The sequence below is a fragment of the Streptomyces krungchingensis genome, from assembly GCF_054729265.1.
The window spans coordinates 350,216-372,947 of the sequence record NZ_JBPUKY010000001.1; the positions used below are offsets into that span (position 1 = coordinate 350,216).

24 protein-coding genes and 1 pseudogene are annotated in these 22,732 nt (G+C 69.0%); 12 read left to right on the forward strand and 13 right to left on the reverse strand.

What is annotated here, in order from left to right; all coding sequences use genetic code 11:
• Positions 1 to 2 precede the first annotated feature (2 nt).
• Together ACSYGO_RS01655 and ACSYGO_RS01660 are read right to left on the reverse strand one after the other, a co-directional pair.
• Positions 3 to 1,034: an LLM class flavin-dependent oxidoreductase gene (locus tag ACSYGO_RS01655; protein ID WP_426679460.1), complete on the reverse strand. Its 1,032-nt coding sequence runs from the start codon at positions 1,032 to 1,034 to the stop codon at positions 3 to 5.
• Positions 1,027 to 2,076, reverse strand: a complete 1,050-nt coding sequence (locus ACSYGO_RS01660) for an LLM class flavin-dependent oxidoreductase (protein ID WP_460385530.1) — start codon at positions 2,074 to 2,076, stop codon at positions 1,027 to 1,029. Before ACSYGO_RS01660 ends, ACSYGO_RS01655 begins: the two co-directional genes overlap by 8 nt.
• A gap of 306 nt (positions 2,077 to 2,382) precedes the next feature.
• Between ACSYGO_RS01660 and ACSYGO_RS01665 the strand changes: the two genes are divergently transcribed.
• The 3 genes from ACSYGO_RS01665 (at position 2,383) to ACSYGO_RS01675 (ending at position 4,070) form a co-directional block, all read left to right on the forward strand.
• Positions 2,383 to 2,850: a MarR family winged helix-turn-helix transcriptional regulator gene (locus ACSYGO_RS01665; RefSeq protein ID WP_460385531.1), complete on the forward strand. Its 468-nt coding sequence runs from the start codon at positions 2,383 to 2,385 to the stop codon at positions 2,848 to 2,850.
• A gap of 196 nt (positions 2,851 to 3,046) precedes the next feature.
• Positions 3,047 to 3,220: a hypothetical protein gene (locus ACSYGO_RS01670; protein ID WP_432173513.1), complete on the forward strand. Its 174-nt coding sequence runs from the start codon at positions 3,047 to 3,049 to the stop codon at positions 3,218 to 3,220.
• Between the two features lie 253 nt (positions 3,221 to 3,473).
• Entirely contained in the window at positions 3,474 to 4,070 is a 597-nt protein-coding gene (locus ACSYGO_RS01675; RefSeq protein ID WP_432173514.1) for an MBL fold metallo-hydrolase, read from the forward strand.
• 517 nt (positions 4,071 to 4,587) lie between these two features.
• Here the strand turns inward: ACSYGO_RS01675 and ACSYGO_RS01680 are convergent.
• Positions 4,588 to 4,980 (reverse strand): ankyrin repeat domain-containing protein, encoded by a 393-nt coding sequence (locus tag ACSYGO_RS01680; protein ID WP_460385532.1) that lies wholly within the window; start codon positions 4,978 to 4,980, stop codon positions 4,588 to 4,590.
• Between the two features lie 104 nt (positions 4,981 to 5,084).
• Positions 5,085 to 6,344 (reverse strand): hypothetical protein, encoded by a 1,260-nt coding sequence (locus ACSYGO_RS01685; protein ID WP_460385533.1) that lies wholly within the window; start codon positions 6,342 to 6,344, stop codon positions 5,085 to 5,087.
• A gap of 327 nt (positions 6,345 to 6,671) precedes the next feature.
• Here ACSYGO_RS01685 and ACSYGO_RS01690 point away from each other — a divergent pair, with 327 nt between their 5' ends.
• Positions 6,672 to 7,868: a hypothetical protein gene (locus tag ACSYGO_RS01690; RefSeq protein ID WP_460385534.1), complete on the forward strand. Its 1,197-nt coding sequence runs from the start codon at positions 6,672 to 6,674 to the stop codon at positions 7,866 to 7,868.
• A gap of 144 nt (positions 7,869 to 8,012) precedes the next feature.
• On the opposite strand, the gene ACSYGO_RS01695 is transcribed toward ACSYGO_RS01690, so the two are convergent.
• Genes ACSYGO_RS01695 through ACSYGO_RS01705 form a run of 3 tightly spaced genes read right to left on the reverse strand, consistent with a single transcriptional unit; the run spans position 8,013 to position 9,490 of the window.
• Positions 8,013 to 8,651: a hypothetical protein gene (locus tag ACSYGO_RS01695; protein ID WP_426679451.1), complete on the reverse strand. Its 639-nt coding sequence runs from the start codon at positions 8,649 to 8,651 to the stop codon at positions 8,013 to 8,015.
• A gap of 2 nt (positions 8,652 to 8,653) precedes the next feature.
• On the reverse strand, positions 8,654 to 9,292 hold the full coding sequence (locus ACSYGO_RS01700) for an RNA polymerase sigma factor (RefSeq protein ID WP_426679450.1): 639 nt from the start codon (positions 9,290 to 9,292) through the stop codon (positions 8,654 to 8,656).
• A gap of 3 nt (positions 9,293 to 9,295) precedes the next feature.
• On the reverse strand, positions 9,296 to 9,490 hold the full coding sequence (locus ACSYGO_RS01705; protein ID WP_426679449.1) for a hypothetical protein: 195 nt from the start codon (positions 9,488 to 9,490) through the stop codon (positions 9,296 to 9,298).
• A gap of 8 nt (positions 9,491 to 9,498) precedes the next feature.
• On the opposite strand from ACSYGO_RS01705, the gene ACSYGO_RS01710 reads away from it, so the two are divergent.
• Together ACSYGO_RS01710 and ACSYGO_RS01715 are read left to right on the forward strand one after the other, a co-directional pair.
• On the forward strand, positions 9,499 to 9,639 hold the full coding sequence (locus ACSYGO_RS01710) for a hypothetical protein (protein ID WP_460385535.1): 141 nt from the start codon (positions 9,499 to 9,501) through the stop codon (positions 9,637 to 9,639).
• Between the two features lie 292 nt (positions 9,640 to 9,931).
• A complete protein-coding gene (locus ACSYGO_RS01715; RefSeq protein WP_432187241.1) occupies positions 9,932 to 10,840 on the forward strand; it encodes an NAD-dependent protein deacetylase in 909 nt (302 codons plus the stop codon).
• A 133-nt stretch (positions 10,841 to 10,973) separates the two neighbouring features.
• On the opposite strand, the gene ACSYGO_RS01720 is transcribed toward ACSYGO_RS01715, so the two are convergent.
• Positions 10,974 to 11,351 (reverse strand): fic family toxin-antitoxin system, toxin component, encoded by a 378-nt coding sequence (locus tag ACSYGO_RS01720; RefSeq protein ID WP_359498519.1) that lies wholly within the window; start codon positions 11,349 to 11,351, stop codon positions 10,974 to 10,976.
• Positions 11,351 to 11,590, reverse strand: a complete 240-nt coding sequence (locus tag ACSYGO_RS01725; RefSeq protein ID WP_345651437.1) for a hypothetical protein — start codon at positions 11,588 to 11,590, stop codon at positions 11,351 to 11,353. The genes ACSYGO_RS01720 and ACSYGO_RS01725 overlap by 1 nt, the downstream gene beginning before the upstream one ends.
• Positions 11,591 to 11,821: 231 nt before the next feature.
• Between ACSYGO_RS01725 and ACSYGO_RS01730 the strand changes: the two genes are divergently transcribed.
• Positions 11,822 to 13,174, forward strand: coding sequence for a penicillin-binding transpeptidase domain-containing protein (locus ACSYGO_RS01730; protein ID WP_460385536.1), 1,353 nt, complete (start codon positions 11,822 to 11,824; stop codon positions 13,172 to 13,174).
• A 49-nt stretch (positions 13,175 to 13,223) separates the two neighbouring features.
• Here ACSYGO_RS01730 and ACSYGO_RS01735 read toward each other — a convergent pair whose 3' ends face one another.
• Both ACSYGO_RS01735 and ACSYGO_RS01740 read right to left on the reverse strand, forming a co-directional pair.
• Positions 13,224 to 14,171 (reverse strand): aldo/keto reductase, encoded by a 948-nt coding sequence (locus ACSYGO_RS01735; protein WP_460389661.1) that lies wholly within the window; start codon positions 14,169 to 14,171, stop codon positions 13,224 to 13,226.
• Between the two features lie 333 nt (positions 14,172 to 14,504).
• On the reverse strand, positions 14,505 to 14,858 hold the full coding sequence (locus tag ACSYGO_RS01740; protein ID WP_460385537.1) for a VOC family protein: 354 nt from the start codon (positions 14,856 to 14,858) through the stop codon (positions 14,505 to 14,507).
• A gap of 288 nt (positions 14,859 to 15,146) precedes the next feature.
• On the opposite strand from ACSYGO_RS01740, the gene ACSYGO_RS01745 reads away from it, so the two are divergent.
• Complete coding sequence (locus tag ACSYGO_RS01745) at positions 15,147 to 16,166, forward strand: zinc-binding dehydrogenase (RefSeq protein WP_460385538.1); 1,020 nt, start codon at positions 15,147 to 15,149, stop codon at positions 16,164 to 16,166.
• Between the two features lie 14 nt (positions 16,167 to 16,180).
• Here ACSYGO_RS01745 and ACSYGO_RS01750 read toward each other — a convergent pair.
• Positions 16,181 to 16,435, reverse strand: a pseudogene (locus ACSYGO_RS01750) (IS982 family transposase); the annotation flags it as partial.
• 226 nt (positions 16,436 to 16,661) lie between these two features.
• Between ACSYGO_RS01750 and ACSYGO_RS01755 the strand changes: the two are divergent.
• The gene (locus ACSYGO_RS01755) at positions 16,662 to 17,051 is read left to right on the forward strand and encodes a hypothetical protein (protein WP_426679442.1); all 390 of its coding nucleotides are present in this window, start codon (positions 16,662 to 16,664) and stop codon (positions 17,049 to 17,051) included.
• A 538-nt stretch (positions 17,052 to 17,589) separates the two neighbouring features.
• Positions 17,590 to 18,522, forward strand: a complete 933-nt coding sequence (locus ACSYGO_RS01760; RefSeq protein ID WP_460385539.1) for a GntR family transcriptional regulator — start codon at positions 17,590 to 17,592, stop codon at positions 18,520 to 18,522.
• A gap of 224 nt (positions 18,523 to 18,746) precedes the next feature.
• Here ACSYGO_RS01760 and ACSYGO_RS01765 read toward each other — a convergent pair whose 3' ends face one another.
• Positions 18,747 to 19,850: a methyltransferase gene (locus ACSYGO_RS01765; protein WP_460385540.1), complete on the reverse strand. Its 1,104-nt coding sequence runs from the start codon at positions 19,848 to 19,850 to the stop codon at positions 18,747 to 18,749.
• 109 nt (positions 19,851 to 19,959) lie between these two features.
• Here ACSYGO_RS01765 and ACSYGO_RS01770 point away from each other — a divergent pair, with 109 nt between their 5' ends.
• Both ACSYGO_RS01770 and ACSYGO_RS01775 read left to right on the forward strand, forming a co-directional pair.
• Entirely contained in the window at positions 19,960 to 20,979 is a 1,020-nt protein-coding gene (locus ACSYGO_RS01770; protein ID WP_460385541.1) for a hypothetical protein, read from the forward strand.
• A gap of 421 nt (positions 20,980 to 21,400) precedes the next feature.
• A complete protein-coding gene (locus tag ACSYGO_RS01775; RefSeq protein ID WP_460385542.1) occupies positions 21,401 to 22,687 on the forward strand; it encodes an FAD-binding oxidoreductase in 1,287 nt (428 codons plus the stop codon).
• The last annotated feature ends 45 nt before the right edge of the window (positions 22,688 to 22,732 follow it).

The following is a 22,732-nucleotide window of genomic DNA, read 5'->3' on the forward strand; positions in this document are numbered from 1 at the left end:
CGTCAGCCTGCGAGGATGTCGCGGACCATCGGAAGCACCTTGGTGCCGTACAGCTCGACGGCGCGCAGGCGGGCGCTGATCGACTGTGCCCCCGTGGTGTAGATGAGGTCGAAACGGCCGACGCCGAGCGCCTTGATGGCGCGGGCCATCTTGCGGGCGACCGTCTCGGGCGAGCCGATGTAGAGCGAGCCGTGCTCGATCTCGGCGTCGTACTCGTCCTTGCGGACCGGCGGCCAGCCCCGCAGCGCGCCGATGCGGTCACGGATGACCTTGTAGTGCGGCCAGTGCAGTTCCCTGGCCTCCTCGTCCGTGGCGGCGATGAAGCCGGGCGAGTGCATTCCGACCGGGTGAGCGGTCGTGCCGAACTTGTCGGCGGCTCGCTGGTAGAGGTCGATGTAGGGCGCGAAGCGTTCAGGATTGCCGCCGATGATGGCGATCATGAGAGGGAATCCGTAGCGCGCGGTGCGGATGACCGACTGGGGTGTGCCGCCCACACCGACCCAGGTGCTCAGGTGCCCGGACTCGGTCTTGGGGAACACGTCGGCGTTCTCGAGCGGCGCCCGCTTGCTGCCGCTCCAGGTGACGGGCTTCTCCTCCAGCAGCTTGGCGAAGAGCTCGATCTTCTCCTCGAACAGCACGTCGTAGTCGGCCAGGTCGTATCCGAAGAGCGGGAACGACTCGGTGAAGGAGCCGCGTCCGAGGATGACCTCGGCCCGGCCGTTCGAGAGTGCGTCCACGGTCGAGAACCGCTGGAACACACGGACCGGATCGTCCGAGCTCAGCACGGTCACCCCGGACGAGAGCCGGATACGGCTGGTGCGTGTGGCGATGCCGGCGAGGACGGTCTCCGGACTGGAGATCGCGAACTCCGGACGGTGGTGTTCACCGAGTGCGACGGCGTCGACGCCGATCTGTTCCGCGAGAACGGCCTCGTCGAGGACCTGCCGGACGGCCCGCGCGTCGGACACCGGGATGCCCGCGTCGTCCTGCGGCACATCGCCGAACGTGTCGAGGCCGAAGACGAGATCAGACATGGGCCGGCTCCTTCGCGAGCAGTTCCCTCACCCGCGGCGCGACTTCGCGGCCCAGCAGCTCGATCGTGCGGGCCCGGGCTTCGCGGGGGAGGTACATGACGTCGTACTTGAGGTCGAAGCGAGTGAGGTGCAGATCGCGGGCCATCGTCGCGATCTTGCGTGCGACGGTGTCGGGGGAACCGACGAAGAGCGCGCCCTGGTCCACTTCCGCGAGGTAGCGCTCGCGGGTCGGCTTGTAGAACCCGCGCTCCTCCGCGAGCGCGGCGACGACCGGTTGCCAGTAGCGCCACCAGGTCTCGATCGCTTCCTCGTCGCTTTCGGCGATGAGCCCCAGCGAGTGCTGGGCGACGGGCTGCCCGGCGTGCCCGAACTGTTCGAGCGACCGGTGGTAGAGCTCGACATGGCCGGCGAAGCGCTGGGGGCGTCCACCGATGATGGCCAGCATGAGCGGCAGGCCGTAGCTGGCCGCGCGAACCACGGAGTTCGGGCTGCCGCCCACGCCGATCCAGGTGGGAATGCCACCGGGAGGCATCCGGGGACGCAGTTGCTGCTCGACGAGCGGTGGCCGGAAGCGCCCGGACCAGGTCACCGTCTCCTCGCGCTGGAGGCGCATGAACAGGTCGAGCTTCTCCTCGAACAGTTCCTCGTAGTCGGCGAGGTCGTAGCCGAACAGCGGGAACGACTCGGTGGCCGACGCCCGCCCCAGTACGAGCTGGGCACGGCCGTTCGACGCGGCGTCCAGCGTGGAGAACTCGTGGTAGAGCCGCACGGGGTCATTGGTGCTCAGTACGGTCACCGAGGTGCCGAGCCGGATCCGTTCCGTCGCGGTGGCGATCGCAGCGAGCAGGACGGGGGTGGCGCTGTCGTTGTGGCCCGCGCGGTAGTGCTCCCCGACGCTGAACACGTCGATCCCCACGGCTTCCGCGAGCTGGGCCTCCTCGATCAACAGGCGAACGGTCTCGGCATCGCTCATCGGCCGACCGCCGTCGGTGGCGACCTCTCCGAACGAGTTCAGCCCCAATTCGAACGCTGTGGCCGTCATGGCACTCCTCCTACCTGGCACCAGGCGCATACGATGCACGGGCGACCAATTGCTTGACGCGTCAATCATCGGGCAGCCTGGTTGATGTGTCAACCAAAGGCCGTGGCGCCATGCGGGGCGACGCGGGATGTGCCCCACTAGGGAAGACCTGGACCTACGGATCCGGCAGGACGCCATCCCGGAACAGGCAGGGGCATGGCACCCCTCCACAGTCGCGACGGCTCGGGCAGGACCCAGAGGCGAAACGATCACCCGCCGAAGCCGCGCAACATTCAGGTGACGTATCAACTAGTTTAGACTTCGACCATGACAGAAACGGTGCGGTGGTTGACGCCTGAGGAGCAACACGCGTGGCGCTGCTTCGTCCGCCTTCAAGCGACGCTCCGTGGCCGGCTGTCGCGCTTGTTGCAGACGGAGTCCAACATCTCCGAGGCGGACTTCGCGGTGCTGGTCGAGCTGACGGACGCACCCGACGGGCGGCAGCGGGTTCTGGATCTTGCCCGTGCGTTGGAGTGGGAGAAGAGTCGGATCTCCCACCAGATCACCCGCATGGCCACACGTGGGCTGGTGACGCGGGAAGAGTGCGTCGAGGACGGGCGGGGTGCCTTCGCGGTGATCACGGACGCCGGGCGCGCCCTGATCGAGGCCGCTGCCCCACTGCATGTCGAGGCGGTGCGCACCCTGTTCCTCGACCATGTCACGCCGGCGGAACTGCGGGTGCTGGCCCAGATCTCCGAGCGCGTGGTGGAGAAGATGAACGAGGACGCCTCCTGATCGGTACGGATGGAACGAGTCGTCGCCTTCGTGGCTCCAGCGAACCCACCGGGGCGCGTTTCAGCAGTTCGAGGCGCCCGGTCGGCAGGATTGCCGGGAGCACGGCAGGGACCTCGTCCTCCTCGACAGGCGCATCTCGGTTTCATCTCCCGCATCAAGGGGACGCGGCACAGTGAGCCTGCCTGGAGGTGCTGACATGAGTGCCGGACAGAAAGCCAAGGCCAAGGCCGAACAGGTCGTCGGCAAGACCGTACGGAAGGCGGCCCACGCGGTGCACAACGAGACCCTCGCGGCAAAGGGTGCCGCTCTCGAAGCACGGGGGAAGATGCGGAGCGCCAAGGAAGGGACCGAGGACGCCTTCAAGCTCTGATCGCCCGATCATGTCCTGACCTTGCGCACACCGCGGCCGCCTGGAACCGAGCGGCCGGGGTCGCTGCGACGCTCGCAGGCTCTGCGATGGGCGCAGGTTCACGCAAGAGGGTCTGAGGCTGCGCGCCGGTGCTCAGTGCGCGGGCCTCGCGAGCGGCCCTGCGGTACCCGACTGCCGGGCCGCCTGGAGGCCGACTGGCGTGTCCGGCCATTCTCTGATGGCGCCCGCCAGGTCCCGGGCTATCCTCACGCGAGTGCGGATCACCAAGTACGCCCACTCCTGTGTCCGGTTGGAGCATGACGGCGGCACGCTGGTCATCGATCCCGGCATCTGGAGCGAACCCCAGGCACTCGCCGGCGCCGACGCGGTCCTGGTGACCCACGAACACGCCGATCACGTAGACGTGTTGCGGCTGAAGGGACTGGGCGTGCCCGTCTACGCCCCCGAGTCGGCCCGGATCCAGTCACTGGACTTCACCGGAGTCGGCGCCGGCGAGGAGTTCACGGCGGCCGGCTTCCGGGTGACCGCGCAGGGCGGGAGACACGCGCCCGTGTACGGAGACCTCCCGGACTGCGCGAATCTGGGTTACCTGGTGGAGGACCGCCTCTACCACCCTGGAGACTCCCTCCACCGCCCCGACCGACCGGTCCAGATCCTGCTGGTCCCCCTCCAAGGTTCATGGATGAAGACGGACGAGGCCATCGACTTCGTCCGCTCCGTCGATCCGGAACGCGCCCACGGCATCCACGACGGGCAGGTCAACGAGCGGGGCCTGAGCAGCCTCAACCGCTGGCTCGCCCATGAGTGCGGCGGCCGTTACCAGTGGCTCGGGCCGGGGTCGTCCGCCTGATCACCGAGCCGTCCACCCCGCCCTTCGGGGCCGTCACCGGTCCGCGAAGACCGGGACACCTGAGCCTCATGACCCGGGCGCACGGCTACGGCCGCGATGCCGGCTGCCCGCAGCTTCCGGGCCAGACGTTCCACCTCCGGAAGCGTTCCTGTGTAGTCGTCGCTCAGCACGCGGCCCAGCACCGCCTTGACGCCGACGAGGTCGAGGCCGAGCTCAGATCGGAGCACTCGCAGGAGCACGACACGCTTCGTCGGGGCACCGATTGTCTGCAGGGTCGCCGGTCCGTGCTCGGCAAGTATCCGCTCCCGCAGTTCGCTCGGCAGGTCTCCACCGCATATGGCGGCCGCGAACCCGCAGAGTGCGCACGCTACCTCGACATCCCACCGCAAGCGGCCGTCCACGAGTGCCTGGACACCATGGCACTCCGACTCCGCACCGCAGTCCTGGCAGAGCGCGGGATAGCTGACTGATGCGAATACCATCTGCGGCGAGCGCACGTCCGATCGGTTCGTCGCATTCACGAACACCTCCTGCAGCCTTGCCTGTTGCATCCGGCGCGCGAGCCGATGTGAGCGCGCAGCAGGTTCACCGCCAGGTCGTGGCCGTAGTGTTCGGCCATTTCCATCGGAGTGCGCCCGTCCGGGTCTGCGAGCTCCGGATCAGCTCCGAACGCCAGGAGCACAGCCGTGGTGTGCACGGTCAGCGGCAGGCCGCTCTGCAGGGCACCGTCTCCCTCGATGTCGATCGCATGCGTCAGCAACGTCGTGTTGCTGAAGGCCTCATCTGGATCGCTGCCGTCGGCCAGCAGCCGGGCAAGGGTCTCCGCGTCCTCCTGCTCGACCGCGTGGTGGGCGGGGGACCAGTGGTCAGTCACCCCGGCATTCAACAGCCACCGCGGTCCGTCCGCCATCGACTATTGGCCCTGGAACCGCCTGCGGCGCCACCCATCAAGGCGGCGCCGAGGTCTCGGAGCAGAGGCCCGGGGCGGGTACCACCGTTCGCGTCGGACGGTCGTCAGCTCGGGCTCTGGGCCCGGCGGCGGCGCACGATGAGGAGCGCGCCCGCACCCGTGACCACCGCGGCGGCAGCGACGCCCGTGATCGCCAGCGCCGAGGAGCCGGTCTCCGCCAGGTCGCCGCCGGTCGTCGTCCCGGCGCCGCCGGTCGACGACGACCCGCCGGCCGATCCGCCAGAGCCATTGGTCGCCCCGCCGGTCGAGCCATTGGTCGAGCTGCCCGTCGAGCCGCCGGTCGAGCCGGTCGAGCCGGTCGAGCCATTGGACGAGCTGCCCGTCGACCCGCCAGTCGACCCCCCACCCGTGATGTCCAGCGTGATGTCGGCCTTGTCGTTGGCTTTGTCGGGGTCGAACGGCCGCGGCTCGGTGCTCAGTGCCACCGAGCCCTTGGCGCCCGCCACCCGTTTGTCGATCTTCAACTCGAAGGTGTAGGTCTCTCCGCTGCCCTCATTCAGCGACCGCATGCCGCAGACATACCTCTTGCCCTCGGCCCGGCAGAACTGGCCGCGCTTGACGACCGACGTTCCGGCGGGAAGGGTGATCACGACACTGACGGACCGGTCGCCCGGCCTGGGCTGAACCCAGGCTGGTCCGGCATTGGTGAACGTCGCCTTCATCGTCACCGTGTCACCGACGCTCCCCTTCAACGCGGCACCCGCCACCTGGTAGTCGGCCGTGTTGACGGCGGTGACGGGCACATTGACGACTCGCGCGGTCGCCCCGCCTCCTGCCTGCCCCTCGACCAGTTTCACCGCCGGCGCGGTTCCCGCCACTGGCGGAAAGCCGTTCTCGTCCACCCCTGGATCGACGTCCCCGACACGCACGAGCAGCTCTTCGTTGAGCGCGCGGTCCAGTACCTTGACACGAATTGGCTTCTCGGGCGTGTAGACGACGCCCGGCTCCACCGCCTGGTCGAACGCGCACGCCGCGATCCACCTCTCGGGCATCTCGTCGTAGGACCGGACATGCTGTACTCGGCAGTTGGAGGGAACCTCCGCGAAGTCGAGTCCCCGGGTGACGCCGTAGGAGACCCACACCTTCTCGGCTGCCCCGTTGCCCTTGTTCGCCACGGTGACCGGCACGTCGAAGGTGCCCCCCGGTTTCACCCCGTCGATCGGCTCGACACCTCCGATGACCAATTCGGGTGCGGCCTCATCGCCGAAGGCGGCAGGAGCCGCGGCCAGCGTGATCAGACCCGCAGCGCCGAGGGCGGCGACAGCGGCACGGTAGGCGCGACGGTTGTGCGGGGGCATCGGCATGGAGAGAACCTCGGTTGGAACGCGGGCAAACGGACGGTGTTTTCCAGGAGAACAGCCCTTCGGTCGCTAGACTCCTGCCGACCCCCAACAGTTGTACGCCCAGTGCCGCCTTCGCCGTGCGACAGCACCTACCGGCCGCCGCGAGCCCCGCGCTGACTTCGGACTTCCGGACGTTCATCGAGCACCTGACTGCCGCTGATTCTCTTGAACTGACCGATGGCGACGGCAGTTGACGAGGTCGCGCAGCACCGGCGCATCCACGCATCTGAGTCAGACCCGGGCCCCTCAAGATCCTCACTGTCAGACCCTGCGGGCAGGCTGGTGAGTATGCGGACACTCTTCAGCGGCGAATTCTCCGTCGCGTACGGCCAGATGTACGTCGACGGTCGTACCGAACCCGACGAGGGACCGGAAGCCGGTCTCCACGAGTGCTTCATGGGGCAGCGGGCGGGACTGTGCGGTGCGGCCGTCCCCGGGCACCTGTTCCTGCTGACCGGCATGCACACCGGATCCGTTCCTCTCACCGTGGAACTGCACGAGGCGGAGCCGCCGTCGGACGAAGACAGCTGGGAGGACATCGTGGAGGCGTCCTTCCGTACGGCCTCGGACGACACGCTGCTGATCGAGTGGGGTGGTGAGGGCTGGGACCTCGGTCTGCCGGCAGGCACCTATCGCGTCCGCTATCACTGCCGCGGCATGGACGAGGCCCACGACGGCGTACGCAGTGAGGACGAGCCCGTACTGGACGAGTATCTGCTCCAGTTCTGGCCCGGCCCGCGGGAACGCGACCTGATCGTGAAGGAGACCAGCGACTCCGCCGGGTACTGGCACCGGTTCGCGAGCCGGCTTCCTCCGGCGCCCACTCCCGAGGAGCTGGCCGCAGCCAGACGACTCGCTCGCGAGCAGGAGGAACAGGAAGCCCGGCAGCTGCGGGAGCGTCTCGAGACGGAGGCCTGGGGCGGACGTCTGCCCAGTGACCGGCTGCGCAACGTCGGCGGCAATGTGGCAGGGATGGTGGACCTCGACGTCGCTCTCGTGCATGCGATCGACGAGGCCGGGCCGGACATCCAGCGCTCGATGGCCCGTTGGGCCGCACACCGTGCCTGCGACGTCGCAGGTCTCAGCAGCGTGGACTGGATCGCCCGCGGGCTTGCGGAGCTGGACCAGGGCATAACCTTCTCCCCTCCGCTGGACGACGCGGAACGTATGTGGAATCGCCTCTTCTCCGACCCGCAGGTCCCGGAGACCGTCGTCACGCTGCCCGACGGCACCCCCAACGCCTCCCAGCAGGCCATGGCCCTGCCCGCCCTGACCGACGCCGCGCACGCCGACCCGCTCCAGGCCGCGCTCGACGCGCTCTACGCCGCCGCGGCGGCCCACGGGACCGGCTGGCGTGATCTCTTCGCCGAGATCCGCACCGCCTTCCCGGAGACCGCCCACGCCCCGCTGCCACCCGCCGACCACCCGTCACGCCTCGTACGGGGCTCGCACGTCGTCCGGCTGGAATATCGGTCCGACAACTAGCTGCGGCGCACTGGCCGACTGCCCGGCCGGCGAAGCGCGGACTCAGCCGGGCGGGCGGCGGATGCACCGGATGGGACACTGTCCGGCCCCTTCTGCCTCAGAGAAGGGTCTTCGACGGTTGGGGTATGCACGGTCCGTCAAGGGCTAGCAGGCGTCGGCGAGTTCCTCGATCTGGTCGGCCAGGCGCTGGTCCGGGTGATGGAACTCGCCGCCGATCTCCTCGGCCTCCTCGACCTTGAGGCGTTCGACCGCTTCACGAAGGATCTTGGTGTGCGGCGTGCACGGGTGGTCCGTCCAGGCGGCGCTGGGGGTGAAGTCGACGCCTGCGTCGAGGTTGAGGTTGAGGGTCTGGAGCATCCAGTGGTCGGCGTCGCGCAGTTCGCCGCAGCGCAGGTGGAACAGGTGCAGACAATAGGCGGCGGTGGCGTTGCCCGCACCGGCGGCGTACTGCCACCACCAGAGGGCTCCTTGGGGCTTCTTGGCGAGGTTGAGCAGGCAGCCGAAGTGCAGGGCGCCATCGGTGTCGATGGGGTCGCCGGCGATCCGGGAGAGATGCTCGCCGGCCTCGTCACTGCGTATGAGTTCGCAGGACAGGGCTTCCAGGTGAGCGTCGGCGCGGTCCATGCGGGTCGGGTAGTGGCCTTGGGGCGCGGTCTTGGCGCCGAACATGAGGACGGCGGTGACGTCGCGGACGATCTCCTGTTTCAGGTCGTCCAGTTCGTCGTCGGTGACCGTGTCCGGGACGGCCGCCTGATCGAGGATCCTGTCGATGCTACGGGGCACGGCTACTCCTTCTCCTCGTCGTCGCCCAGGTCGATGTCGAGCTTGGCGGCGATGCGCTGGCGGGCCAGACGTCGGTGGGTGCGTACCGTTCCCTCGTGGATACCCATGATCTCGGCCGCGTGTCTGGAGGGGTAGCCGAGGGCGTACTGCAGGATGATCACGTCGAACTGGCGCTCCGGCAGGGCCGCGATGGCGGTGTAGAGGCCGATCGGTGAGTCCAGGGAAGCCATCTGCGTGCGTACGGCTGACAGTGTGGCGCGCACGGCCTCGTGGACGGCGGTGGTCCGGTCGTTCGTCGACGCGGTCGTGGAACGGCCGTCAGCGGTCGGCGTGTACGTCATACGGGCGTGGGTCTCCACGCGCATCTTGAGTGCCCGCCAGGCGTAGGCCTCGGGCCCGCCCTCCTGCAGCAGGACCGCGGCCCAGTTCAGGGCGAGGTGCGTGTAGAGGCTGCGCACGACCGCTTTGGCCGCCTCCGTGCTCCCCAGGATGGTGGAGGCGTACCGCACCTGGGGCCTGCTGTATCGGCGGTAGAAGGCGTCCAGGCTCGCGGGCATCTCGAAGTGGATGCCGTTCAAGGCGTTGAGTTCCTCGCAGGAGATGGGCAGGGTGTGCGCGTCGCTGTCCTCGGTGCTGGTCATCTGCTAGGCCTCCGTGTCCCGGGGAACGATCGCGGTGGGGTCGCCGGTGGTGCGGTCCGGGTGGGTCTGCAGGAGCTCGTTGACGCCGACCCGTGCGCCGGCGCGCAGCAGACGGCGTACCCCCGTCCGAAGGTCGGGGAGGAAGACGCGCAGCGCAGTCATCAACGCCAGGAGCGCGAGCAGATCGTTCTGGGTCACGTGACCTCATGTCCTTCCTGCCTACACAGCACCAACTCGCCCTGAGAGCAGGGCTGGTCGCGCTGGAGGACGCCATCGGTGGCTTCCTCGGCGGCAGCATTTCGGATCAGAGGGCCGAAACGCGCAGCGCTCAGCCGATCAATTTTTGACACCAGGTGATCGCTCGCACACGCAGAGGCAGAGTCATACCTTGTGGTTATCGTTCAGTCACATGGCGTGAGCAGGGCGAACATGCTCCAGGGGCAGGCGCAAGCGGTGCGCGTGAAGTGCCACGAAGTGCCGTCCGGGCCTCGAACAAGTGATGTGCATCACATCCGCTGAACGTTTCTTCGCATGAACCAGAGGGCCAGACCGCCCGTTCCCCCGCCGCCGTCACGAGCCCCCACTGATCGGAGCACCGCCGACGACGCGTACGGTGGCCTGTTCCGTAGCCTGGAGGGCATGCGCATGCGCCCCACCCTGAGCTGGTCCCCCGCCGAGGACCTGCCGCCGGGCACCACAGATCCGGAGCCGGTGGCCGCGGCGTTGGGCACCGGCGGCGTGCTGGTGCTCAGCGGTGCCGGCCTCTCCACGGAATCGGGCATCCCCGACTACCGAGGCGAGGGAGGGAGCCTGAGCCGGCACACCCCGATGACCTACCAGGACTTCACCACCAGCGCCCACGCCCGGCGCCGGTACTGGGCGCGGAGCCACCTCGGCTGGCGCACCTTCCATCGCGCCCGTCCCAACGCCGGGCACCGAGCCGTCGCCGCTTTCGGGCGGCACGGGCTGCTCTCGGGTGTGATCACCCAGAACGTCGACGGCCTGCACCAGGCCGCCGGCAGCGAGCACGTCGTGGAGCTCCACGGCAGTCTGGACCGGGTCGTCTGCCTTTCCTGCGGCGCGTTCAGCCCGCGTCGCGAACTCGCCCGGCGGCTGGAGGAAGCCAACGCGGGCTTCGAGCCTGTGGCCGCCGGGATCAACCCGGACGGTGACGCCGACCTCACCGACGAACAGGTCGGGGACTTCCGCGTGGTGCCCTGCACGCTCTGCGGCGGCACCCTCAAACCGGACGTGGTGTTCTTCGGCGAAGCCGTGCCCCCGTCACGGGTCGAGCACTGCCGCGAGCTGGTCCGCGAGGCGGCCTCGGTCCTGGTCCTGGGCTCCTCCCTGACGGTAATGTCCGGACTCCGTTTCGTCCGCCAGGCTGCCCAGGCCGGAAAGCCGGTGCTGATCGTCAACCGGGACCCGACCCGGGGTGACCCTCACGCCGTCACCCGAGTCGCGCTCCCCCTGGGCGCGGCGCTCACCTCCGTGGCCGGCCGGCTCGGTATTCCCCTCGACGACGAGGCGGCCGATCCGGCGAGGTGACGACCGCGACGGGGCGCAGACGGAGGTCGTCCTGTCAGCCCATGGGGTCGACGCGGAGCCGCAAGATCGAGCCGGCTTCCGAACTGATCACGCCTCGGCGCCGACCCTCAGGATGTCAGGTGCCCTCAGCGCGTCAGGTGGGGGTGGGCCAGGTCCGCAGCAGGGCGGCGATGCTCCCTGCGGTGCAGGCCGGGTCGAGGAGCAGGTCCTTCAGGGCGACGGCATCCTCGCGGGCGGGCTTGACGGTAATACCGGCCGCTTCGAGGTACATGACGCCGGTCGCGGCCGCGACGGCCAGGTTGGAGCGCTCGAGCCAGCGGCACCGGCCGAGGGTGTGCACCAAGGCCGCGGCTTTCGCGTAGGGACCGTCATAGACGGAGTGCTCGAACAGCTCGGCCCGGTGGCGGGCGACCGCCGAAATGGGAACACCGTAGTCGTCGGGGGCCGGGTCGTTTGCCCCGGCGGCCTCAGCGACCTGGAGGATCCAGGGGACGTCGATGTGCAGATCCATCAGGCCGCGCGCCCTCCACGGGGCGCCTGCTGGGCTTCCTCGGCATCGTCGAAGACCGCCTGGTGGTCGGCGAGGAAGCGGGCGGCCGCGTCCACCGCACGCGTGCGCAGACCACTGGCGTCGTCCTGCACGAGCCGGGCGAGGTAGTCCCCGATGCTCAACCCCAGGTCCGCGGCACGCTTCCTCGCGAGCTCCGCGACGTCCTCGTCCACTCTCGCGCCCAGTTGCGTCTTCGCCATAGGCGCATGGTAACAGATGTTACCAAGGTCGGTGAGCGGCATCAGCAAAGTGGCCGCTGACCACACGGACAACGCCGCCGGGGACCCTGCCCGTGTCGCCGGCCCCCACCGAGCAGTGCCCCGTCCCCACGACACAGGGTGGACTCCATAGACCCTGACCCAAAAGCGACAGGAAGGTACCGATTGTGCGCAACTAGCCGATCACGTCAGTGCTTTCCCTAAGATGCCGCCATGCACTCGACCATGAGAGGGGCGCTCCGCGTCTCGGGGGCTCTCGTCGTACTCGCCGCATTGACGAGCGGCTGCAGCCAGGACACGCACACCGACAACGCGGGCAAGTCCTCGGCGGGGCCGACTCCACCGTCGAAACACGGACTCGGCGACATCCTCGTGGGCGGAAAGGCCGTCACCGGATCGAAGCCCACAGATCTCGCCAAGATCCCGTACCAGCGCACCTACACCGACGGCCCTCTCTACGCGTCGGTCACGGGCTACCGGTCGATGGCGTACGGCAATGCCGGGCTCGAGGCCGTCTACGACGACGTCCTGCGCGCCGGGGCGTCCGGCACCGCCCCGGGCGACGTCGCGACAACCATCGAACCCGCCGTCCAGAAAGCCGCGTTCGACGCGCTGGGCGACCAGCAGGGTGCCGCGGTGGCGCTCGACGCGAAGTCCGGGAAACTTCTCGCCGTCGTCAGTACGCCTTCCTACGACCCGGCGCAGTTCAGTGGCCGAGGGTCGAAGGACGAGCAGGCGTGGAAGTCGGCCACCGCTGACAGCCGTTCGCCGATGCTCGACCGGGCCATCAGGCAGGCCGATGCGCCGGGAGCGACGTTCAGCATCGTCGTCGCGGCCGCCGCCTTGGACGAGGGGCTCTACTCGACGGTGGACGAAGCCACCACCAGCCCTCTCACGTATGTGCTCCCTCTCTCGACGACGCGGGTGACCGGCGCGTCGCCGCAGTGCGTGAACGCATCGATCAAAGTGGCGCTGCGCCACTCCTGCGCGAACGTGTTCACCAAGATGGCCGCCGACCTCGGCCAGGCGCAACTGCGTTCCGTGGCAGAGAAGTTCGGCTTCGACGACGACACACTCAAGATGCCACTGTCGGTCGCCGAAAGCAGCTACCCCGGTGCCGGCACGTCGGCCGCCGAGGCTGCCCTGACGGGGGTCGGGGCCGGTGAGGTCCGAGCAACTCCCCTCGCGATGGCACGAGTTGCGGCAGCGGTCGTCAACGGCGGACGGCTGGTGCGCCCGCAGCTGGTGGACCACGTGACGAAGGCGGGTGTCACGCAACGGCCCGAGGCCGCAGGTGGCCCGGCCGCCGAGCAGGTGATCTCCCGCGGCACCGCCGACGCGCTGAGCGCGGCACTCGGAGGCAGCGGGCGGACGGGGTGGGTCACCGGCACGGGCAGTGACTCCGCCGTGTCGTGGTTCATCGGCCACGCGGAGACATCCGGCGGACGTCGCGTTGCCGTGGCCGTCCGCGTCGAGGGCCTGCCCTCGACCGCGGGTGCCGACGGAGACGGCGGCGGGCTGGCAGCGTCCAAGGTCGCGGAGAAGATCCTCGCGAGCGTCTCCTGATGGCCACGGAAGTGGTCACGTGCCGGACCGGCGGGCCGGCCCCCTGGCTCTAGCCGGCGGACGGTGTCGCGTGGTCGGCCCCCGGACTACGAGACGCCTTCGGCTGCACCTGGGAGAGGAGTGTCATTTCCTCCTCCGAGAGCCGTAGCGCGCCGGCCGCGATGTTCTGCTCAAGGTGGTCTCGATCGCCGGTCCCGGGGATGGCCAGGACATGTGGTCCCTGGTTCAAGGTCCAGGCCAGTCGGACCTGTGCGGCGGAGGCCCCGTGTGCGCGGGCGACGGCGCGTACCTCGTCGCTGTCCTGGGCCGCCGGCCCGGCCTCGCGCCCGGAACCGGCAATCGCGAAAAAGGGGACGAAGGCGATCCCGAGTTCGCCGCAGAGGCGCAGCAGAGCCTGATCCTCGTTCGACGCGCCGATTCCGTACGGGTTCTGCACGCAGACGACGGGGGCGATGGTGACGGCCTCGGCCAATTGCTCGCACGTGACGTTCGAAATGCCCAGGTGCCGGATCAGTCCCGCGTCGCACAGTGCGGCCAGCGCACCGAAGTGATCGCTGATCGAGCCCGTCCGCCGACTCGGTGGCACGCGGAGGTTGACCACGTCTAGGTGGTCCCGGCCGAGTTGCCGTAGGTTCTCCTCCACCTGGCCACGCAACTGTGCGGGTGTCGCCCACCACCATCCGCCCGAGGAGTCGCGGCCCGGCCAGACCTTGGTCGTGATGACAAGATCCTCCGGGTACGGTGCCAGTGCGCGGTTGATCAGCTCGTTCGCGGAACGCGTCGCCGAGAAGTAGAACGCGGCGGTGTCGATGTGGTTCACACCCAGCTCAACAGCCCGCCGCAGAAGGCCGATCGACCGCTGTCGGTCACGCGGCGCGCCTCTGTCGAAGGGCGCGGTCCCGGTCAGACGCATCGCGCCGAACCCGAGGCGGTTGACGATCAGGTCACCGAGCCGCCACGTACCGGCGGTTGCTGCAGCGTTCGTTGGTCGGGTCATGCGAAAGGGACTCCTCTTGCGGGCTGGGACGGGGAACCAGTGGTGGGGCACGTGACTTCGAGCCCCTCGTGGGGCCGGCAGTCTTGAAGCGCTTGCACCACAGCCGGGACTCGCGTGCCCGGGCATGAAAAAGAGCCTCCTCGGCGGATCGCAGTCCGCACCGAGAAGGCTCGCGTGTGTGGGTAACTTATCAGGTCGGGTCAGGCGTCTGCCGGCGGATGAGGTCCCGGACAGCTCACAGCCACGGATGGGGTACGGGTCTTCATGCCCTCCCTCACCGAGGACGACGGTGCCCCGGTGGCGTGCACCGGCGTGCGCCGGAAAGACCGACGACTACACGGGTTGCCACAGCTCGATGCGATTGCCGTCCGGGTCATTGACCCAGCCGAATCGGCCGACTCCTTCCATGTCCTGCGTTTCCTCGTCCACGTCCGCTCCCTTGGCGCGCAGTTGCGCGAGCATCGCGTCCAGGTCGCGGACCCGGAAGTTGAGCATGGTTCGCTGGGCGCGGGATCCGAAGTAGTCGGTGTCGGACTCGAACGTCGCGAACACCGTCATGCCGGCTTCCTGACGCCACAGGCCGTTCTCGTCGGCGTCCAGACCGAGGCATTCGCGATACCACGCACTCAGCGCCGCCGGATCTGCGGCCCGCAGGAAGTACCCACCGATTCCAAGCACACGTTCCATGCCGCCATCTTGCCAGGACGCTCGTCGGGCGGACCGTCACCACACCGTCGCCCCCTTCTCCCTCCTCTCCCCCGGTCCCCGTCGCGAGGCCTTGCCGACCCTGCTCATGTATCGCGACGGCTGCGCTGGGCCCGTCGCCTCCAGGGAGAGCACCAGGCGCGATCGGCACAGACGGACCGGCTTGTCCCCCAACAGGCAGAAGACCGGGGCGAGTCGGGAATGAAGCCGTGCCGTCCGCTTGTTGACCACCGCCGACCGCTCTCCTCCCCTCGGGAAGCAGGCAGACCCATGACGTCCTCACCGACCACGATGCGCGCAGTACGGCTCACTGCCCCGGGCCCCATCGAGAACCTGCGGCTGACCACCCTCCCGCTTCCACCGGAGAGGGAGGGCTGGGTACGCATCCGCGTCGAGGCGTTCGGCCTCAACCGCTCCGAACTGAAGCTCCGACTGGGGGTGAGCGTCGGTGTCAGCTTTCCCCGGGTGCCGGGTATCGAGGCCGCCGGTACGGTCGACGCGGCCCCGGCCGGCAGCGGGCTGGCCCGCGGGCAGAAGGTCGTCGCGATGATGGGGGACATGGGGCGCACCTACGACGGCGGGTATGCCGAGTACACGTCGGTGCCGCTGTCCCAGGTCATCCCTGTCGACACCGACCTGCCCTGGGAGGCGCTCGGCGCGCTGCCGGAGATGGTGCAGACCGCCTACGGCTCGCTGGCCATCGGCCTGGACCTGCAGCCCGGGCAGTCCGTGCTGATACGAGGCGGCACCTCGTCGGTCGGTCTGGCCGCCGCCGCGCTGGCCGCATGGCGCGGCGCCACGGTGCTCTCCACCACCCGCCGCGCCGACCGCCTCGCCCTGCTGAAGGAGCACGGTGTCGACCATCCCCTGCTCGACACCGGAGAAGTCGCACCCGCCGTGCGCGAGCTGTACCCGCACGGCGTCGACGCCGCCCTCGATCTCGTCGGCACACCCACCCTGCCCGACACCCTGCACGCGGTGCGCGTGCACGGCACCGGGTGCTTCGGCGGGAGCCTCTCCAACCAGTGGACGGTACGGGACTTCTCCCCCAACGAATACCTGCCCAAGGGGGTGCGCCTCTCGGGCTACTTCGGCGACGCCACCGACCTGCCCCGCAAGACCTTCCAGGAGATTCTCGACGCGGTCGCAGCCGGTCGACTGGCCTTCCCCGTCGACCGTGTCTACGACGGCCTGGAGCAGGTCCCGCAGGCCCACGACGACATGGAACACGACCGCGCCACCGGCAAACTTGTCGTCCGTGTCCGGCATCAGGGGCAGTTCGCCAGATGATCTGGTCCAAGGGGTCAGTGATCGTAGGCGATCAGTGAGCGTAGGACGGCTTGTCCGGCGGCGGCGTTGTGCCAGATCGCGACGGTCAGCGCGAGGATGCGTTGCATGACGCGGGCTGTGACACCTCCGGGTGTGCGCCCTCGGTGCCGTTCGAGGTCAAGCTGTCACTTGAAGGTCTCGTTGATCGATTCGATGACCTGTCGCAGCGGCTTGAACAGGGCTGCGCCAGGCCATTCCCGTTCACCTTTTCGGGCAGCCCGCAGCAACTGGACTCCATGCTGGGACAGTTCGGGTTGGAAACCATCGCTCAGGCGGGGCGTAATGCCGACCGACGAGCGCCACGGCGCCGGGTCGGGATGCTCCTTCAACATGTCGTCGGTCGTCACATAGAGTGCTGTCGCGAGGGTGTCCACGTCGTTCGTCACAAAACGATCTCAGACACCCTCGTTCTCGTCTCCGCAGGCACCCCTTGGACGACACCACCAGGAGGAACCAGTGTCAGACCCGCAACTGCTCACTCCCGAGGAGAAGCTCGCCGACGCGAAGAAGCTGTTGAGCCTCCCGCGTATCGTCGTGATCTGCGGCTCCACCCGCTTCATGACCGAGATGAACGAGGCCGATCTGCGGGAGACCAAAGCCGGAAGGATCGTCGTCAAACCGGGCTGTGACATGAAGTCGCCGCACGAACTCTGGTCCGATCCTGTCGAGGCCGAGGCGCTGAAGGTTCGACTCGACGATCTGCACCGGGCGAAGATCCGGCTCGCTGATGAGGTGCTCGTGGTCGGCGACTACATCGGAGACAGCACCCGCGCCGAAATCGTCTACGCCCGGTCGCTGGGCAAGCCCGTGCGGTTCACGCACCCCGAAGTCGACCCTGACGCCTGACCGCCCGCTGCCACCTCGACAACCAGGGTCGGCAGCCCGCGCCTGCCGTGGCGCGGTGGCTTCGGCCGCTGCCCGCCCCACACCCTCTGCAGGCATCCCTTGGAAATGATCATCTAGGGAGAAGACGGCGGCTCTCACTCAGCACCGTCCTCCTTCCCTCTTCAGTGAACGGGCCGTCTGCGCATCAGTCGGCCGTGCGCACTGGGGGCGCGGTGCACCCACGCGGGTCACCGGGACTGGACCCACCACGCTGCGGCAGCGACCGCCCCGGATCCCAGAGCCGCCGCCGCACCGCGCACGGTGGCGAACAGTGCGGCCCGGGCGAGCCGTCGTGTGGTCGAACGCCGAGCCATCCAACCCTCCGATCCCTGTAGGTCGGCCGCCTGACTCGCACGGCCCGTACCAGACATTGATGCGCAGGGAAGCCGGGCAACGGTATGGATGTCGAAGGACATCGGAAAAGTCGTCAGATACGGACCTACAATGCCTTCCGGGTCGGAATTTCCGACAGGCGTCGTGAGGAGGGCAGTTGAGGCCCGTGCCCGCATCCGAGTTCCGCAGCCCGCCCCCGGAATTACTGGTCGAGCTGAACAGCCTCTGGCAGCAGGCACAGACACGGCTGGCGCAAGCAGGCTCCCGTCTCACCCTCGCTCGGACCAGCCGCGCAACAGGGGTTCCGGTCGCCACTCTCAGCGACTGGCTGCGCGGCAACCATCTCCCCCGAGACGCGACAGACCTGCTGAAGGTCGTCACCCAACTGTGCACGTGGGCCGCACAAGCCCCACCCTCGCCCGCCCACTGGCGGCGCTTGCTGGATGCTGCCGGCCACAACCCGGCCCGCGCCGCGCCGACGGTGCCGCCGGCGGCGCACGGCTCGGCCATCGCCGCGCTGGGCGAGCTGCTGACCGCCGCGTTCGCTGAAGACGACGTGGCCATCGATGCCGTATGCCTCAGCGGTCAGGCCCTGTCGATCGCCATGGCCCGGCCCATCCACGCCGTCCACACCGGCACCGTGAGACCAGTGAGCGTGACAGTCCGCGTTCTGCTGCCCAGCCGCGACATCGACCTGGCATTCCCCAGTCCCGTCACCTACGACGGGGACGACACCCTGCATCAACGGTGGCTCGCGCAACGCAACGCCTACGGTCAGACCCTGCGCGGCGCGCTGATGTCACTCCGGGACACCCACGACATCGAGACCCGCATCACCTTCCGAGCACTACCGTTCACACCCATGGCCAAGCTCTACCTCGTAAACCACACCGAAGCGCTCTTCTCCTACTACACGATCCACCGCCGCACCCAGGACTTCGAAGGCCGACAGATCGACCTCTTCGACGCCAACCCGATGGGCTTGGTCCGCCTGTTCGGCACTGACAGCACCAGCGACGACACCGCCTTCGTCGCGCAGTCCCGGCAATGGTTCGACTCGCTATGGGAATCCGTCACCACAGACCTCGTACTGAGCTGACCCATCCAAGCCCCCTCCGGACTTCGCGGTCCGGCACACCACAGAAGAGCGCCAAGCGCACTTCCGAAGGGGGCACGCAGCGGCGCGATCTGCTCGTTCTGTTCACCAAGGCCACAAGAGGCCTCCAGCGCCTTCTGATCCCTGGGTAAGTCACCTCGCAGAAGGCCGACATGCGGCGCGAGCAGGGCGGGGCAGGCCCCAGCGCCCGCCCCGGCTCGCGGCCCTCAGCCCCGCTTGTACGCGACGACGGCCGCGTTCGCGCCCGCCGCGTTCAGTGGGAGGACCGAGGTGTCGGCGAACCCCGCGTCGGCGAGCCACCGGCCGTATTCGCCGTAGGTGTAGTTGTGACCGGAGCGGGTCTCGATGAGCATGTTGAGGCCCATGAGGGCCGCGGGGACAGGGCCCGTCTCGTCGTCGTCGAGGACGAGTTCGCAGATGATCACCGCACCACCGTCGGGCAGTGCCGTCCAGCACTTTTCCAGCAGTCGGCGCCCGGTGGTCTCGTCCCAGTCGTGCAGGATCATGCTGAGGACGATCACGTCGTGGCCCTCCGGCAGCGGCTCTTCGAGCAGGAAGTCGCCGTCGCAGGTGTCGATGGTCCCGGCCATCCCGAGGCCGGCGACCTTCTCCCGCGCCATGGCCGTGATGTGCGGCAGGTCCAGGACGGTCGCGCGCAGATGCGGGTGCCGGCGGCAGAATCCTACGGGGAACGCGCCGGTGCCGCCGCCCACGTCCAGCACGCGACGGTGCCCGGTGAAGTCGTAGGCTCCCGCCAGAGCTTCGGCGGTGAACGACGACAGGGTGAACATCGCCTCCCAGAAGCTCGCCAGGATCTCCGGGTCGGTGGTGACGAAGGCCGACTCCTGGCGGTCGGGGTCCCATGTGGTCGGCCGGTTGGTGTGCAGCGCTTCCTGGAGCCGGCCCCAGCCCGGATAGCCGTGCCGGTCCGAGTACTGCACGAAGCCGCCGAAGTAGTGCGGACGGCTCGCGACCAGGAACGCCTCCGCGATCGGTGCGTTGCGGTACTCGCCGTCCTCGCGGACCAGCAGGCCGAGCGCCGTGCAGCAGGCCAGCAGCATCCGGGCCGGCCGCGGGTGCAGGCCCAGTTCGGCGGTGAGGTGTTTCGCGTCGGCCGTACCGAGGCGGGACAGGACCGAGAACAGATCCAGGTCGACAGCGGCGGCCAGCACCTTGAAGCGCCAGAAACCGGTGGTGAGTTCCATCAGCGCGACAGGTGTCGGTGTGGGATCGGTCGGTGCGGCAGCGGGACCTGTCGTGTTCGGTTCTTGAAGCGAAGGCTCCATCGGCGTCGCGATCGTTCGAGACATCGTGCAACTCCTGTACATCGTCAACGGGTGTCCGGAGCACTCCCGTTTAGGACTTAAAGTAATGATGCAAGCACAAAGAGTAACCTGTTTGTTCGTTGAGGAGATTCGTGTGACAAACGTTGCGGGCTTCAGTAGCCGCACCGCGCTGGTCCTGCCGCTGCCCACTGAACTGCCCTCGGCAGTCGGGTGTGTCGGCGACCGACTGGCCCGTCGGCAGGATGACCTAGGCGCTCGCTACGCCCTGGCCATGGGAGCCGACTCTTCTGCCGCAGCCGCCCGGACCGAGCTGCTGGCCTGGACCGACATCCATGCGGAGAGAGGCCGGCCGGTCGAGGCCGAGCCGCCTGCCGGCAGCTGCGTACATGACCGGTTCTTCGCCGTCGAACGGGCCCATGGCGACAGCGCCGGGCTCCTCGCCGACGCACTGCTCGTGAGCGACCTCCTGGTCCGAGCCGACCTCGCCCGCAACGGCAGCACGCTCGACGAGGACCCCGACAACCTGCTGCTGGGTGTCACTCCGTACCTCACGCGCACGCTCCCCCCGGCCACCAAGCATGTGGTGTGGCAGCCCGCCGACCCGGATGCCGCGGCCCAGGAGCGGTGGCTCGTCGGACACCAGCGCTTCTTCGTCATGCTGCAACTGCTGATCACCGGCTTGCAGGAACTCGGCCAGGCCGCCGAGACACCCCGCGAGCAGGAAGCGGTCCGCGGCTTCGGCTGGCTCTGTCGCAGCACCGCGGTGTCCATGCGCTACGCCGCGGACTTCCCGCCCGAGCTGTACGGGCCCGTCCGCGACACCATGACCCCGCCGACGGTCAACGCCGGATTCAGCGGGCTCCAGACCCGCGACCACCACGCGCTCGTCAGCTGCATGAGGCAGTCGAAACGCGACGGCGTCTTCGACCGGCTGGCCCCGGCCTCCGTCGCCGCCGTGCACGCCGCGATGCAGCATCTGTACGACGCGCACATCTGGGTGTGCGACCGGTTCGGCGGGTCTCACGAACCGAGTCTGCTGATGGCCCAGACCGGCCAGGCGTCAGGTGCGGTGCCGCCGGAGAGCGGCGTCGAGGCCGCCGGCCGTCTGGCCCGGCAGCGGCTCGGCTACCTCAGCCCCGCCGGAAGGGACTGACCGCAGAATCGCTCCGGCGGCCCGGGCTCGGGCCCGCAGGTTCCGGCGACCCGGGCTCGGGCCCGCAGGTTCCGGCGACCCGGGCTCGGGCCCGCGGGTCCCGGCACCCCGGGCTCCGGCGCCCAAGGCGCCACCACCTTGCGTCCTCCATCGTGCATGTCATCCAGGAGAGAACACGTTGAACACCTCACGGTCGTCCCATGCCGCCGTGGAAACGGCCTTGCCCCTGTCGCCCACCGGCACATCCGGTGCGAGACGGGAGGGCTGCGGACGGTGCGGGGGTACCGGACGCGAGGGGGCGCCGGAGCGGCGGACCGGCGACACCGGCGCGACCGGCGCGACCGGCGCGACCGGCGCGACCGGCGCGACCGGCGACGGGAACGGCCGGTGGCTTGAGTCGGGGCGCTTCCGAAGGCGCCAGGTGGCCTCAGTACTCCGCCCGCGTACACCCGACGAGGTGGCCGGCCTGGTGCGGGACGCCGCGGCACATGCCGCGGCGGGTTCGCGCACGCCTCTCCACACCGTGAGCACGGGACGCAACTGGGGTCTGGGCTCGGGAAGTCCGGTCCAGGACGGCGCCACCGTCCTGGACCTCTCCGGGCTCGACCGGGTCCGGGCCCTGGACACCGCTCGGGGCTACGCCGTCGTCGAACCCGGTGTCACCCAGGGGCGATTGGCACAATCCGTCGCCGGCTCGGCCCGCATGCTGAACCTCACCGGAGCCTCCCAGCACACCAGCGTCATCGGCAACATCCTGGAACGCGGCGTCGGCCTGCACCGCATCCGTGCGGACGATCTCGCGGGACTGGAACTCGTCCTCGCGGACGGCACGTTCGTACGCACCGGCTGGTGGCCACAGGACGGCGGCTGCGCCGTGGTCCAGCCACACGGCCGCGGCCCTTCCCTCAACCACGTCTTCACGCAGTCCACTCTGGCCGTCGTCACCGCGGCCGTCGTACGCCTGCTCCCGCGGCCGGAGACCGTCCGCGTGCTGCCCCTGGTGTTTCCGGAGGGGGAACTCGCCGCTGCCGTGGACACGTTGCGCGCCTGGACCTCCCAGGGCCTGATCCCTGCCACCACCAAGATCTACAACCCTCGCGCGGCCCGGGCCTACGGGGTCCAGAACCGCTGTCTCGCGCACATCTGTCTCACGGGGGACGCCGAAGTGGTCGGCCTCCGAAGCCGGCTCGTCCTTGAACGAGCCGGTGTGCCCGGTTCGCCCTTCGCACAGGCCCCGGACGAGGCCGCCGACGAGCACGTGCACCGCGCTTACGCGGGACTGCCGGATCCGGACGACACCCTCTTCCTCCGCAAGACCGGTCACTGCGCCCGCTGCCTGGACTCCGCCCGCGGCCTGCTGATGTTCCTGCCGATCGTCCCGTTCGACGGACGGGCCGTGCAACGCGCCGCGGAACTGATCCGGGACTCCCTCCAAGGCCGCACCGAGGCACCGGGCGTCACCATGAACATCCTCGACGGCGACACCGTCGACCACGTCGTCACACTGGGCTTCGAGCCCGAGCAACCCGACGCGGTCCGTGACGCCCATCGCACCCTCGACCGACTGCACACGGATTTCGGCGCCGAGGGGTACCACCCGTACCGTCCGGACGTCGACCATCCCCTCCAGGCCCAGCGCAGCGCCCTGCACCGGCGCCTCGGCGAGGCCCTCGACCCGGACGGGGTGTTCGCCGACGGGCGCTTCTAGCGGTGGCCGGGTGCGCTGTCTCACATGCCGTCACATCCGCTGCGC